Source organism: Lentibacillus amyloliquefaciens, assembly GCF_001307805.1.
In the GTDB taxonomy this organism is placed as follows: domain Bacteria; phylum Bacillota; class Bacilli; order Bacillales; family Amphibacillaceae; genus Lentibacillus; species Lentibacillus amyloliquefaciens.
The window spans coordinates 2,633,531-2,647,795 of sequence record NZ_CP013862.1 but is presented as its reverse complement, the minus strand read 5'-3'; the positions used below and the strand labels follow the sequence as shown (position 1 = coordinate 2,647,795).

Genomic DNA, 14,265 nt, shown 5'->3' with positions numbered 1-14,265 from the left:
GATACGATGATTGAATTGGTGGATTTAACAAAAAAGTTCAAACAAAATGAAGCAGTCAAAAATCTGAATATGTTCATTGAGAAAGGTGAAATAATCGGCTTGCTCGGGCCGAATGGTGCTGGCAAATCAACGGCTATTTCAATGATGGCATCGCTTTCAGAACCGACTGGCGGCGATGTGAGATTTAACAATAAAAGCATTCTAAAAAACCCTGCACCACTACGGGAAATTGTCGGCATGGTGCCGCAGGAAATTGCACTGTATGATGATTTAACAGCAGAAGAAAACATGCAGTTTTTCGGGCGGATATATCGTCTGAGAGGGCAGGCATTAAAACGGAAAATTGATGAAGTACTGGAACAGATCGGCTTGAGTGAGCGGCGCAAACAAGTGGTCAGTAAATTTTCCGGCGGGATGAAGCGGCGTCTGAATATTGGTGTGGCCATGCTGCACGACCCGGAACTCTTAATTATGGATGAACCCGCAGTTGGTATTGACCCGCAATCACGCAATTACATTTTGGAAACGGTTAAGCGTTTGAATGAAGAAAGACAGATGACCGTTCTTTACACGAGCCACTATATGGAAGAGGTGGAATTTCTGTGTGACCGGATTTACATCATGGACCAGGGAAATTTAATTGCATCCGGCACAAAGGAAGAAATCAAGCAAATCCTTTCCGCGGAGAAGACAATTTCCATCAAAACCAATCGGCTGAATGACCAATTCATTACCCTGTTGGAAGAGTCACCGACGATTAATCAGGTAGTTGCAGGTGAAAAAGAAGTGACCATAACGGCACCAAAAAAGATTAATATGTTTCCGACATTAATTAATCTGGCAGAAGAAGCTGAACTGGAGTTGCGTTCAGTTGATGTCAAGACACCAACCCTGGAAGATGTGTTTCTTCATCTGACAGGGCGGGCACTTCGGGATTAGGTGGTGAATAATTATGATCTGGCAAATCATGAAAAAACAAGGCCTCATGCTTCTCAGGAACCCTGTCCAATTACTTTTATTGGTTGGGCTGCCTATCATACTGATTGCCATCCTTGGAACGGCACTCGGCGGCACCATGAATGGCCAGTCCAGTCCGATTGATGTAAAGGTTGCATTTGTTGAGCACGGCGATGAACAGGAGCAAATTGATCGTTTTATGAATGATATCGAATCGGATTTACCCCCTGAGGCTGTGGAAGGGATTCGGGAAGGTACCGGCGGATTGAAGCCGGTCAGCACCTTAAGAGAAGATGTCTTCGGCAGTGACAATGTCAGCGATATGGTTGACGTTCATGACGCGAACCCATCCGAGCTTGAGACGCTTAAAAATGACGACAGCTACACCGCTGTGATTGAAGTACCCGAAACCTTCACATATAACATGCTCGAATATATGGTGCTTGATAAGCCGGAACAGCCGGAATTGAAGGTTTCGCAAAATGAAACACAGAAAATTGGCGTGTCTGTTGTTAATGGAATTCTAAAACAGTATCAGGAACAGTTTACGTTAGGCACGTTTTTAAGCAAAAATGGAATTGATCCCGGTGTGCTTGAGCTGAATGAAGATGCAGCAACAGGTAAGGTAACAACAGTCAATCAAAAAAATCCGGTAACGGCAAAGGGTTACTACGCTATCGGAATGGTCGTAATGAACGTTTTGTTCCTTGCTTCTACCATTGGATCGATTGCATTTCATGAGAAGAAAACACATGTCTTTGACCGTATTATACTGGGAAATGTGTCACGCTGGGTTTACTTCACTGGCATTTTGCTGTCAGGGATGATTTTTGGCTTTTTTCACTTATTAATTGTTTATGGGTTTGCTTGGGTTGTTTTTGGCATAGCTTGGCCAAATCTCATGGCATTTTTAACGGTTTCGTTCGTGTATGCGATGGCTATTGGCGGCATAACGGTGCTGTTGACTGCTATCAGCTATCGTATTAATTCTGAAATCATTACGAGCTTTTTTTCCGGGATACTGGTAACCCTTATGGCGTTTTTGGGCGGAAGCTTTTTCCCGATCGGCAATTCCTCTGAATTATTGCGGACGATTGGCAATCTAACGCCGAATGGAGCCGGTATGTCCGCGTATATAGGCGTTTTGAGAGGTGATGGCATTCCGGAAATATGGATTCACCTTTTATTCTTGGCTATTTTTGCCTTGGCAGCCATTATTTTGGCTGTGCTCAGTTTTCCAAAACGGGGGGTGTCGGGATGATTGGCATTTTACTTTCAAAATTGAAACGATTTATCCGAAACCCCTTTATATTTATCATTTTCACGGTTATGTCGATCGGATTTGCGCTGATTTTAGGCGGATCAAATATAGAGGGGAGTATTCAGGTGCCTGTTTATACAGCAGAGGAATCAGTAAAGGATTCTGCAGCTGGAGAGGCGTTATCTGAAACAGAAGGGGTAGCCTTCAATTGGATGGATAGTAAGGACAGGGTGGAAGAAGAAGTATCAAGCGGGAGAGCAGAGTTGGGTGCCATCCTCAAGCAAGATGGCTTTCAATTGATTGTCGGGGTGGATTCACCAAATGCCGGTACAGTTGAACAGATGATCCAGAGAGCTTATAGCAAAGAAGCCCAGCGGGAACAAATTCTAAAAGCAGCACGCACTTCAGGCACCATGGAAAGTGACGCTGTACGGGAAGAATTGGATGAAGCGATGGCCACACCGGTGTTTTCCATTGAAACGAGTTATTTCAACAGCTCGGATGATTTTGAGTTTGACAGTACATTTCATACGCTGTTTGGTTTTACACTATTTTTTGTCATATACACCATCGGTAATAATGTGCTGCCGATTCTGACTGATAAAAAGGATGGGCTGTGGGATAGAATGATACTGTCTCCTGTTCGGAAATGGGAAATGTATGTTGCCAATTTAATCTACAGTTTCTTTGAAGGCTATCTGCAGGTACTGATTATTTTTCTCGTTTTCCGTTATATCGTTGGCGTGGATTTTAATGGAAGATTTGCGGAATCGTTGCTGTTTTTGATTCCATATGTATTTGCTATTGTAGCATTGTCCATCCTGATAACCGGAATTGTTAAAGATTCGCAGCAGTTTAATGCGGCGCTGCCGATTATTTCGGTCAGCATGGCGATGATTGGCGGTGCCTTTTGGCCGCTTGAAATTGTGGAATCGGAATTTCTGCTTGCCCTATCCAAAATTAATCCGCTGACGTACGGGATGGAAGTATTGAATGGCATCGCGGTGTATGGTTATCCGCTGGAAGAACTTCTATTTCCAATCAGCATTTTGATCTTGATGGGTGTTACGTTCATGGGGGTTGGCATCCATTTAATGGAACGAAGGCATGTGTGAAGGAAGAGGCTGACTGCACAAAGCGGTCAGCCTCGGTGATTATTTGCAATCCCCTTCACATTCACCCCCGAAATCGAGTATAATTTAGTTAGAATTTATTAATGCGTGTTCAAAAAGCAATGACCTTTTGAATAGCCGCATAAAGGGGAAACCTTCATTATGACCTACCAGGCACTATACCGTGTGTGGCGGCCCAGGACGTTCCAGGATGTTGTCGGCCAGACACACATTACCAAAACACTGCAAAACGCAATTGTTCAGGAAAAATTTTCACATGCTTATATTTTTTCCGGCCCGCGTGGAACCGGAAAAACGAGTGCCGCGAAAATTTTTGCCAAGACGATTAATTGTGAACATGCCCCTGTCAAAGAACCGTGTAATGAATGTGAATCCTGCCGCGGCATTCAGGATGGTTCGATTAACGACATTATTGAAATGGATGCGGCGTCGAATACAAGTGTTGAAGATATCCGTGAAATACGGGAAAAGGTAAAATATGCTGCAAGCACAGTTCCTTATAAAGTGTACATTATCGATGAGGTGCACATGATTTCAACAAGTGCATTCAATGCGCTATTGAAAACCCTGGAAGAGCCTCCGCAGCATGTTGCCTTCATTCTGGCAACGACTGAACCTCACAAAATTCCGCTGACTGTTGCTTCAAGATGTCAGCGTTTCGACTTTAAACCGATTTCGAACAAATCAATTGTAGAACGGATGCACACTGTAATTGAAGCAGAACAGATCGCAGTATCGGATGAAGCACTGGAAACTGTTGCACTTGCAGCAGAAGGCGGTATGCGGGACGCGCTCAGTATCCTTGACCAGGCCATATCATACAGTGAGAAAAGCGTTGAACTGGAAGACGTCCTTGCTGTTACAGGCGGTGTGGCACAAGGGATTTTGACAGATGTTGTTCAGGCTATGCATGATCAGGACGTGCAACAAGCTTTATCCCTGCTTGATGATTTGATACAAAACGGGAAAGACCCGGCACGATTTGTCTATGATTTGATTTATTTCCTGCGCGATTTGCTGTTGTACAAAAGCGCCCCGGCACTTGAAGATATTTTGGAGCGGGCCATGGCTGATGAGTCATTCAAACAGCTTGCTGAAATGGTTTCGGATGATTGGATTCAGGATGCGATTACCCACCTTAACCAATGTCAGCAGGAAATTAAATGGACGACAAGCCCGAAAGTATTTATTGAAATTGCAATTCTTACAATAACTAAGAAAGATACACGTCAGGGAGAAAACGAGAATGCTGCTGATTCACAAGCAGTGACAAGGCTTGTCGGCAGGTTGGAGCAGCTGGAGAAGGAATTGACCACTTTGAAAGAATCACCTGCAGCAGCCAGGCAGCCGGAACCGGCGCCGGAGCCGAAACGGCCAAAACCAAGAACGGCTAAAAACAGCTATAATATTCCATATGACAAAATCCGGAGAGTTCTTGATACAGCCGAACGGCCAATGCTTAAAGAAGTGCAGTCACAATGGGCTTCATTTTTAAATAAACTTAAATCGACAAGTGCCCCGGCACATGCTACAATACAGGACAGCAAGCCTGCCGCAGCATCAGAGGATGCATTAGTTGTCCAGTTCAAATATGAAATCCATTGTTCACTCTTTTTGGATAACCGAGAGACTGTGGAGTCGGTGCTCGCAAGTGCGAGCGGTCGCAAATGGACCATTATTCCGATTCCGGCAAACAGTTGGCAGGAATTGCGTCAAGAATATATAAGTAAGCAGAATCAATCTGATGAAGCAAAGGAAGAAGACCGGAAAGAAGACCCGCTGGTCGAAGAAGCGAGAAAACTTGTCGGAGATGAACTGCTGGAAATACACGATGAATAGATAACTTTTAGGAGGCGTTTTATATGAAAGGCAATATGAATAACATGATGAAGCAAATGCAGAAGATGCAAAAGAAAATGACGCAAGCTCAGGAAGAACTGTATGAAATGACGTTTGAGGCATCAGCTGGAGGCGGCATGGTGACGGTCGTTGCAAATGGTAAAAAGGAAATCACTGATGTGCAGATTTCAGAGGAAGTTGTGGACCCTGATGACGTTGATATGCTGCAGGACCTTATTCTGACTGCAACAAATGACGTCATCAAACAAATTGAAGACAAAACAAATGACACAATGGGAGAATTCACAAAAGGAATGAACCTTCCTGGCGGTATGTTCTAAACACCAAAAATATAATGGAAGACCTTGTATGAAAAACTTGGGCACACGCTCTAATAGGCAGGGCCTTTAGTTTTTCCGGCGGGAGGCGTACGAACCGATGTATTATCCGGAACCGATTTCCAAACTGATTGACAGTTTCACAAAATTGCCAGGGATCGGCCCTAAAACCGCTGTCCGGCTGGCATTTTTTGTTTTAAATATGAACGATGACGACGTTATGGATTTTGCCAAATCACTGGTGAATGCAAAGCGCGAATTGACACACTGTTCAACATGCGGTCATATTACAGATCAGGATCCTTGTGCCATTTGCCGGGATACAGCAAGGGACAATTCGATTATCTGTGTTGTACAGGATCCAAAAGATGTGATCGCAATGGAGAAGATGAAAGAATACAATGGAAAATACCATGTGCTGCATGGTGCAATCTCCCCGATGGATGGGATAGGACCCGAAGATATCAACGTGCCTGATTTGATCAACCGTTTGAAAGATGAAGGTGTCGAGGAGTTGATTCTGGCCACAAATCCCAATATTGAAGGCGAAGCAACAGCAATGTATATTTCCCGTCTCGTAAAGCCATCGGGCGTTAAAACGAGCCGAATTGCACACGGCTTGCCGGTTGGCGGCGATCTGGAATATGCAGATGAAGTAACGCTGTCAAAAGCATTGGAAGGCAGAAGGGATCTTTAAAGATAGATAGGAGACATTATGGGGAGAAAAAAGAGAAAGCGGGAAGTGGATAAGCAATTATTGGATTCACTGTTCGCCATCGAATATGAATGGAAGCAAATCCAATCAATTGTGGACAAAAGCATAGAACCGACAGAAGACGGCTTTTATAAAGAAAACCTTGCACGGGCCAAGTACTTATATTTACTGCGGGAAGCAAAGCTTCGAAAAATCAGTGCCATCCGGTATTAGCAATAGATTTTTGTTCTTTTTCCGTGTTCCTTTTCATATGTAAATAGAAAGGGACAAGGAAAAGGAGTGGTTTGCCTTGAGTTCGACACTGGTTATTTCAATTATGGTCGTGTTAATTGTCATTCTATTATTCGTTGGTGCTCCTGTTAAACCAATGCGGTTCTTTGCCAATAGTACGGTCAAAATAGGAATCGGCATTTTATTTTTATTTTTCTTTAACGTCTTTGGCGCATCTTTCGGATTGCACATCCCAATCAATCTATTTACAGTCATTGTATCCGGTTTTTTAGGTTTATTTGGACTGGGTTCACTTGCTGCCATACACTTATTTGTTCTGTAGTGACAAGCAGTTCCAGACCCCATCTTTTGTAAAAGTGTAAAGAGATAAGCTATTGCGGCATATACTTTTATTGAGATTGATTTCTAAAAGGTTGTGGTTTTTGATACAAAACCCATACGCTGCCACGAGTGAACTGATGGTTTAAGTGTGATACCTCTCCGCAAATACACTCCGCTAACATGGCGGTTGATTGAAGCGGAGGGCAGTCGACTCCTGCGGGGGATGAAGACAACCAAAATCACGAAAAGAGCCGTAATCGAAATAGTTGTTTTACTCTCTAATTTGCTGCAGATGCCAGCTGCAAAAAAAGTTTCAATGATTACAAGTTTTGCTTGTATAAAATTCGTTAGATTAGGAGATACTAAGCTAACGGAGGTGGGGACATGGAACAAAAAATATTAATGGAACGGTGCGGTATTTGTGAGGAAGAAAAGGAACGCGGCATTCATTTATACAAACTATTTATTTGCTGTGAATGTGAACAAAACATGATTCACACTGAGCCGCGGGAAGAAAAATATCGTTATTATCTGCAAAAATTAAAAAATATGAATCAGCCAACACTATATTCCTAATTAATTAGAGTCCGCTGTGCGAATAGTTGCAGCGGACTTTTTTAATACATTAATATTCAAGTAAATCAGATCAATCGAAAAAAAGGGGGAGTAAGGATAATGGGCCGAAATCAGGAAAACACACCTTTATATGATGCATTGGACCAATTTACAGCCAGCCGTCCGATGTCATTTCATGTTCCGGGTCATAAAAATGGAAGCATTTTCCCCTATCAGTCAAAGGGACAGTTTGAATCGCTATTGCCGCTGGATTTAACGGAACTATCCGGTCTGGATGATTTGCACGCTCCCCGCGGTGTAATTGATGAGGCACAGAAATTGGCTGCCGAATTCTTCAGAGCAGATGCCAGTCATTTTTTGGTTGGAGGCAGTACGGCTGGCAATTTAGCAATGATTTTATCGGTTTGTTCACCGGGGGATAAAATGATTGTCCAGCGAAATAGCCATAAGTCAATTTTCAATGGTCTGGAATTGGCAGGCGCGAAACCTGTGTTTGTTGCACCGGAATTCAATACAGCTTCAGATCGTTACATAGCACCCGGCACGGAATCAATGAAACTGGCATTGTACGAGCATCCGGAGGCGAAAGCTGTTGTGCTGAGTTATCCGGATTATTTCGGAAAAACGTTTGCATTAAGAGAAATCATTGAATTAATTCATGAATATGATATACCAGTGCTCGTGGATGAGGCTCATGGCATCCATTTTTCCTTAGACAAGGCATTCCCGGACTCTGCACTGGTGCTTGGGGCGGATGCGGTCGTGCAGTCTGCTCATAAAATGGCTCCGGCCATGACGATGGGGGCTTTTTTGCATACTCAATCAGAACGGATTTCCAGCAGGCGTGTCGAGCATTATCTGCAAATAATTCAGTCAAGCAGTCCATCATATCCAATTATGGCGTCGTTAGATTTAGCCCGTTCGTTTCTTGCAAAATTAACCTTGGATGATTTGAGAGTAATATTGGAAAGTGCCGATGAAGTTCGTGACATACTGGATTCAAGTGAATTCTGGAATGTTTCCCCAGGAGATGACCCGCTTAAAATAACACTCCATTCAAAACCGGGCATCCCAGGTGAAGCAATAGCTGAATTGTTCGAACAGGAGGGCGTTTACCCGGAGCTTGCAACACACAATCAGCTCCTTCTGATTCACGGTCTTGGTCCATTCAAGGAAATGAATAGGCTGAAAAAAGCGGTCAGTCGTGTTGCCGCACAATTAAAAAATATCCCGAATCATGATATAATAAATACAAACAATATTTTCAAAGAACGTATAACAGAACTTGACTTAGATTATTTTTCATTGAAACAGCATCAACCAATCCAGGTTCCACTAAGAAAAGCGGAAGGTTATATAGCCGCAGAGGCCATCATACCCTATCCGCCTGGGATACCATTTGTGCTGAAAGGTGAGCGGATTACCAGCAGCCACATTAAAATCATTGAACAGTTTATGCAGCAGGGTGTAACAATCCAGCATCGCAATATAGAAAATGGCATAAGTGTTTTACGTTAAAGGAGCAACCGCAGTGAGAGGATATTTTATCACATTTGAGGGTGGCGAGGGTTCCGGGAAGTCTTCCATTCTGAAATCAGCCGAACAAAAACTTGCAGATTTGGGGCTTGATGTTCTGTCAACAAGGGAGCCCGGCGGAATCGAAATAGCCGAGAAAATACGTGAGATCATTTTAAATCCGGAGCACACAGCAATGGATGCGAGAACCGAAGCTCTTCTGTATGCAGCGGCACGCAGACAGCATTTGACTGAAAAAGTGTTGCCTGCTTTGAAGGAAGGGAAGATTATATTATGTGACCGGTTTGTCGACAGCAGCCTTGCTTATCAGGGGTTTGCCAGAAAGCTTGGCATTGAAGAAGTATTCACCATTAATAAATTTGCGATCCAGGATCTGATGCCGGATAAGACACTATTTTTTGATATTGAACCAAAGAAAGGGCTGGAGAGGATCGCAGCGAATAAAGATAGAGAAAGAAACCGTCTTGATCTGGAGACGATCCAGTTTCATGAAGATGTTTATGAAGCCTATCAGATGCTTGTCTCGAAATTTCCGGATCGCATACAGGTGATTAATGCCGATCAATCATTCGAACAAGTTGAATCAGAAGCAGTGAATGCTATCGCTCACTTTTTAAAAAACGGTTAAAGGAGGGTAAAAATCGTGAAATTACTCATTGCAGTTGTTCAGGACAAAGACACTAATCGTGTTATTGACGCACTGGGTGAAGAGAATTTTAAAATCACAAAGCTTGCAACGACAGGCGGATTCTTAAAAGAAGGAAACACGACATTGATGATTGGCTGTGAGGATCAATATGTCGACCAGGGGCTGAACGTCATTCGGGATAATTGTTCCAAGCGTGAACAGATGGTAGCGCCGATTTCACCAATGGGCGGCAACGCTGATTCGTATATTCCAAAACCAGTCAAAGTTGAAGTCGGCGGTGCTACTGTATTCATCTTGCCAATCGAACAATTCATCCAGTTTTAAAACAATTAGTTAATTTATATACGTAGTTAAAAAGAGGGAAAACAATGAAAACATGGTCTGAAACAGCTGAAGTCCAGCCATTGGCGAGCAGAATCATTACAAACAGCATTCAAAAAGACAGGCTTTCCCACGCATACTTGCTGCAGGGTGAGCGCGGAACTGGAAAAGAGGCTGTTGCCTTATTACTGTCAAAGGCTCTTTTTTGCAGCAGCCGAACTGGTGTGGAACCTTGCCAGGAATGCCATGAATGCAAGCGGATTGAATCGGGCAACCATCCTGATATCCATTGGATTGAACCTGATGGGCAGTCCATCCGAAAAGAGCAGATTGAACACCTGCAAAAAGAGTTCAGTTACTCAGGAGTGGAGTCCGAGCAAAAGGTGTATGTCATTAAAAGCGCGGAGACGATGACGATCAACGCCTCAAATCGTCTTTTGAAATTTCTGGAAGAGCCCTCCAAAAAAGCAACCGCTATTCTAATGACTGAAAACAGTTCATCAATCATCCCGACGATTCGCTCACGTTGCCAGACGATTGATTTTAAACCTCTTAATCCGCAAGCTTTTCAAGAGCAGTTAATTGAACATGATGTTTCCCGGTCAAATGCTGTTTTAATGAGCGCTTTAACTAATAATTTGGATGAAGCAATCGCCTGGAGTACTGATGAGTGGTTTGCGCAAGCACGAAAATTAATGGTACAATTGATAGAAACGTTTTCCTCTCATCAAGATGACGTTTTTTTGTTTATTCACCAGAAATGGTTACCGCATTTTAAGGAGCGAAAACAGCAGGAAAGAGGTTTGGATTTACTGCTGCTCGGTTTTAAAGATATACTTTATTATCATATAGGCAAAGAGGATGATTTGGCCGTTTTTGCGATTGACGATATAAGGATTGAAAATCTGGTGATGTTCTTCTCACAGGGAAAATTACTGGACATATTAAATAAGCTGCTTGATGCCAAACGGAAACTCAAGCAAAATGTTAACCCGACACTTGTGATGGAGGAGCTCACCATTCAAATACAGGGGTGATTAAATGGTAGAAGTGGTAGGCGTCCGTTTTAAGAAAGCGGGTAAAATATATTATTTTGATCCGGGTAACAATAATATCGATATCGATGATTATGTTGTTGTGGAGACAGTTCGCGGCATTGAGTTCGGCAAGGCCGTCATCACCGAGAGACAGGTTGATGAGGAAGATGTTGTGCTTCCGCTTAAAAAGATTATTCGTGTGGCAGACGAACAGGATAAAGCGACTGTTGTTGAGAATCACGAACTTGCTGATAAGGCCCTGGAAGCAGGCAAACAGAAAATACAGGAACACCAATTGGATATGGACCTGGTGGATGTTGAATATACATTTGACCGTAATAAAATCATCTTTTACTTTACGGCAGAAGGTCGGGTAGACTTTCGTAACCTGGTTAAAGATCTAGCAGCAACACTTAAAACCCGGATTGAGCTTAGACAGATTGGTGTGCGCGATGAGGCAAAAATATTAGGCGGCATCGGACCGTGTGGCAGAATGCTTTGCTGTTCAACGTTTTTGGGTGATTTTGAGCCGGTTTCCATAAAAATGGCAAAAGATCAGAACTTGTCATTGAATCCTGCGAAAATTTCCGGACTGTGCGGCCGTCTCATGTGCTGCCTGAAATATGAAAATGATGAGTATGAAACAGCTAAACGTGAATTGCCGGATATTGGCGAGCATGTTAAAACCCCATATGGTGAAGGAAAAGTATCTGGCTTGAATATTCTGGAACGGGTTATTCATATTCAACTCCCGGAAAATGAACATGTTATCGAATATACATTAGATGAAATGATAGATGAGGGAATCATCACTGCACAAGCCACAGAATAGTGGGGTGAACAAGCGTGTCAAAACGACAGATTTTCGATCAGGTATCTGATATGGAAACACAAATTGGTGAATTATATGAACAACTAGGCGATTTGAAAGGAAAATTAAGCAATCTTTTAGAAGAAAAACACCGTATGGAAATGGAAAATCATCATTTGCGCAGCCGTTTGGAGCAAGCGGATGAAGATTTTAAAGAAAATCGAGAAGTAAATGCCACCAGTAATATACCCGGCGAAGGCTATGATAATCTGGCTAGGCTGTATGAAGAAGGATTTCATATTTGCAATATCCATTTTGGCACGCCAAGACAGGAAGAAGATTGTTTGTTTTGTCTGGAATTTCTTAACAAAACCAAAGAATGAATTATAGTGTGTTCAAAAAGAAAGATAACAAGCCAACGAGCTTCTCGCGTGTGTGGTGAGTTCTGGCCCCGGCGATTGATGTGAACGGTTTTAGCAATCTTTTTTGTGCCGAGTAATCGCAGGCACAGAACTTCCTCTACTCGACATGTCATTGTTACCGGACTTTTTGAACTGCTTCTATAACAGAGCTGTCTCTAACCGTTAGAGACAGCTCTAATTTAATCAGATAGGATGGAGAAGGCGGACATGGTTAAGCTATACGATGATGAGCGGATTGATTATTTGCTGTCAGAGGAGTCGATGCATATAATCCAGAGCCCGGAAGTATTTGCTTTTTCCCTCGATGCTGTTTTGCTTGCTCATTTTGCCTACGTGCCAATCAGGAAAGGACGTATTCTTGATTTATGCACCGGCAATGGTGTGGTGCCGCTATTGTTATCACGCCGAACGAATGCATCGATTACAGGTGTTGAAATACAGAAAAGGCTTGCCGATATGGCTGAACGCAGTGTGGAACTGAATAAATTGGAGAATCGTTTAACGATGATTCATGGTGATTTAAAGGAAATGAAGGCGCACCTTGGGCATAGTACATTTGATGTTGTCACGTGCAACCCGCCATATTTTCCGACACCTGCTGTTTCAGAACATAATCACAATGATTATTTAACAATTGCACGGCATGAAGTTTATACTACACTTGAAGACGTCATCAAAGCATGTAAGCTGCATGTGCGGCCAGGCGGGAAAGTTGCCATGGTTCACCGACCGGGCAGGCTTGTTGATATCATTGCGCTATTCCGCCAATATAAAATAGAACCTAAACGTCTGCAGTTCGTATATCCGAAACGCGGACGGGAGGCCAACATGCTTTTAATTGAAGGGACAAGGGATGGCAGTTCGGACTTGACGATTTTGTCTCCCTTGTACATTTACAATGAGGACAATACTTATACGACGGAAGCAGAGGGAATTATTTATGGAAAACAATGAACATGTTGTTTATATTTTAAAGTGTGCGGACAATACGCTTTATACTGGCTATACAAACGACTTGGAGAACCGGATTAAGATGCATGAAGAAGGAAAAGGCGCCAAGTACACGCGCGGCCGGGGTCCATTTAAAGTTGTGTTCAGGGAGCAATTCCCGACTAAGGAAGAAGCCATGCGGCGGGAAAATGAAATCAAACAGCTGACACGTAAAGGTAAAGCCCAATTGATCCGGGATAAGCTGAAAGAAGTGATGGACTTTGAAAATTCAAAAGAGCTTTAACCGGGAAGAAAGTATTATTTATGTCGTGCCAACGCCAATTGGAAACCTGGAAGATATAACCTTCCGTGCACTCAGAACACTGAAGGAAGTTTCCGTCATTGCCGCTGAAGATACTCGAAACACAAAGAAATTGCTCAACCACTTTGAAATTGCCACACCGCTTATCAGTTACCATGAGCATAATAAGGAAAGCCGCACCAAACAATTGCTCGAGCGGCTGGAACAGGGAGAATCGATTGCTGTTGTCAGTGATGCCGGCACACCGGGTGTGTCGGACCCAGGCTTCGAATTGTTCCAGGGAGCAATTGAAGCTGATTATCCGGTTGTTGTTTTGCCCGGAGCGAACGCTGCGTTATGCGCACTGGTCGGCTCCGGCCTTCCATCGGATGAGTTTCTGTTTTATGGATTTTTGCCGCGAAAAAAGAAAGAAAAAGAAGCCGAACTGGCACGTCTGAAATCAAATCAGGCAACGTTGCTGTTTTATGAATCACCATTTAGAGTAAAAGATACACTGAAAATGCTGCAGACACATCTCGGCAATCGCCGGATTACGGCGGCACGGGAACTGACCAAAAAATTTGAGGAATATGTGCGCGGCACAGCTGAAGAACTTATGACATGGGCAGAAGAAACGGAGCTGAAAGGTGAATTTTGTCTGGTGGTAGAAGGAGCCTCATCGGGTGCCCCGCAGGAAAGTGACCTGTGGTGGAGCAGTTATTCGATTGTTGGGCACGTCAATTATTATATAAATGAAAAAAATATTTCCAGTAAAGAGGCTATCAAACGCGTAACAGAAGATCGTCATATGGCTAAACGCGATGTCTATCAAGCTTACCATATTAACCAGAAGGAGCAATAACCCGCTAACAGCAAAAGGCTTTTTT

Annotated in this window: 18 protein-coding genes; all 18 read left to right on the top strand. The window is 43.2% G+C overall.

What is annotated here, in order from left to right; translation table 11 throughout:
• Positions 1 to 6: 6 nt before the first annotated feature.
• The 18 genes from AOX59_RS13390 (at position 7) to rsmI (ending at position 14,240) form a co-directional block, all read left to right on the top strand.
• Positions 7 to 939 carry an ABC transporter ATP-binding protein gene (locus AOX59_RS13390; protein WP_068446272.1) on the top strand — a complete coding sequence of 311 codons (933 nt, stop codon included), beginning with the start codon at positions 7 to 9 and terminating at the stop codon, positions 937 to 939.
• Between the two features lie 13 nt (positions 940 to 952).
• Positions 953 to 2,218 (top strand): ABC transporter permease, encoded by a 1,266-nt coding sequence (locus AOX59_RS13385; RefSeq protein WP_068446270.1) that lies wholly within the window; start codon positions 953 to 955, stop codon positions 2,216 to 2,218.
• Entirely contained in the window at positions 2,215 to 3,333 is a 1,119-nt protein-coding gene (locus AOX59_RS13380) for an ABC transporter permease (protein ID WP_068446268.1), read from the top strand. The genes AOX59_RS13385 and AOX59_RS13380 overlap by 4 nt, the downstream gene beginning before the upstream one ends.
• A gap of 159 nt (positions 3,334 to 3,492) precedes the next feature.
• A complete protein-coding gene (dnaX, locus tag AOX59_RS13375) occupies positions 3,493 to 5,190 on the top strand; it encodes a DNA polymerase III subunit gamma/tau (protein ID WP_068446266.1) in 1,698 nt (565 codons plus the stop codon).
• Between the two features lie 23 nt (positions 5,191 to 5,213).
• Positions 5,214 to 5,531: a YbaB/EbfC family nucleoid-associated protein gene (locus AOX59_RS13370; RefSeq protein ID WP_068446264.1), complete on the top strand. Its 318-nt coding sequence runs from the start codon at positions 5,214 to 5,216 to the stop codon at positions 5,529 to 5,531.
• Positions 5,532 to 5,628: 97 nt separating this feature from the next.
• Positions 5,629 to 6,225: a recombination mediator RecR gene (recR, locus tag AOX59_RS13365; RefSeq protein WP_068446263.1), complete on the top strand. Its 597-nt coding sequence runs from the start codon at positions 5,629 to 5,631 to the stop codon at positions 6,223 to 6,225.
• 18 nt (positions 6,226 to 6,243) lie between these two features.
• Positions 6,244 to 6,456, top strand: coding sequence for a YaaL family protein (locus AOX59_RS13360; RefSeq protein ID WP_068446261.1), 213 nt, complete (start codon positions 6,244 to 6,246; stop codon positions 6,454 to 6,456).
• 76 nt (positions 6,457 to 6,532) lie between these two features.
• Positions 6,533 to 6,796, top strand: a complete 264-nt coding sequence (locus tag AOX59_RS13355; RefSeq protein ID WP_068446259.1) for a pro-sigmaK processing inhibitor BofA family protein — start codon at positions 6,533 to 6,535, stop codon at positions 6,794 to 6,796.
• A 383-nt stretch (positions 6,797 to 7,179) separates the two neighbouring features.
• Positions 7,180 to 7,371 (top strand): sigma factor G inhibitor Gin, encoded by a 192-nt coding sequence (locus AOX59_RS13345; protein ID WP_068446255.1) that lies wholly within the window; start codon positions 7,180 to 7,182, stop codon positions 7,369 to 7,371.
• 99 nt (positions 7,372 to 7,470) lie between these two features.
• Complete coding sequence (locus AOX59_RS13340; RefSeq protein WP_068446253.1) at positions 7,471 to 8,889, top strand: aminotransferase class I/II-fold pyridoxal phosphate-dependent enzyme; 1,419 nt, start codon at positions 7,471 to 7,473, stop codon at positions 8,887 to 8,889.
• A 13-nt stretch (positions 8,890 to 8,902) separates the two neighbouring features.
• On the top strand, positions 8,903 to 9,535 hold the full coding sequence (tmk, locus tag AOX59_RS13335) for a dTMP kinase (protein ID WP_068446251.1): 633 nt from the start codon (positions 8,903 to 8,905) through the stop codon (positions 9,533 to 9,535).
• Between the two features lie 15 nt (positions 9,536 to 9,550).
• Positions 9,551 to 9,880 (top strand): cyclic-di-AMP receptor, encoded by a 330-nt coding sequence (locus AOX59_RS13330; protein WP_068446249.1) that lies wholly within the window; start codon positions 9,551 to 9,553, stop codon positions 9,878 to 9,880.
• 44 nt (positions 9,881 to 9,924) lie between these two features.
• Positions 9,925 to 10,914, top strand: a complete 990-nt coding sequence (gene holB / locus AOX59_RS13325; protein ID WP_068446247.1) for a DNA polymerase III subunit delta' — start codon at positions 9,925 to 9,927, stop codon at positions 10,912 to 10,914.
• A 4-nt stretch (positions 10,915 to 10,918) separates the two neighbouring features.
• Entirely contained in the window at positions 10,919 to 11,746 is an 828-nt protein-coding gene (locus AOX59_RS13320; protein WP_068446245.1) for a PSP1 domain-containing protein, read from the top strand.
• A gap of 14 nt (positions 11,747 to 11,760) precedes the next feature.
• Entirely contained in the window at positions 11,761 to 12,108 is a 348-nt protein-coding gene (gene yabA, locus AOX59_RS13315) for a DNA replication initiation control protein YabA (RefSeq protein WP_082684207.1), read from the top strand.
• A gap of 246 nt (positions 12,109 to 12,354) precedes the next feature.
• Positions 12,355 to 13,101, top strand: a complete 747-nt coding sequence (locus tag AOX59_RS13310; RefSeq protein WP_068446243.1) for a tRNA1(Val) (adenine(37)-N6)-methyltransferase — start codon at positions 12,355 to 12,357, stop codon at positions 13,099 to 13,101.
• Positions 13,088 to 13,381 (top strand): GIY-YIG nuclease family protein, encoded by a 294-nt coding sequence (locus AOX59_RS13305; protein WP_068446242.1) that lies wholly within the window; start codon positions 13,088 to 13,090, stop codon positions 13,379 to 13,381. The genes AOX59_RS13310 and AOX59_RS13305 overlap by 14 nt, the downstream gene beginning before the upstream one ends.
• The gene (gene rsmI / locus AOX59_RS13300; RefSeq protein WP_068446239.1) at positions 13,359 to 14,240 is read left to right on the top strand and encodes a 16S rRNA (cytidine(1402)-2'-O)-methyltransferase; all 882 of its coding nucleotides are present in this window, start codon (positions 13,359 to 13,361) and stop codon (positions 14,238 to 14,240) included. Before AOX59_RS13305 ends, rsmI begins: the two co-directional genes overlap by 23 nt.
• Positions 14,241 to 14,265 lie beyond the last annotated feature (25 nt).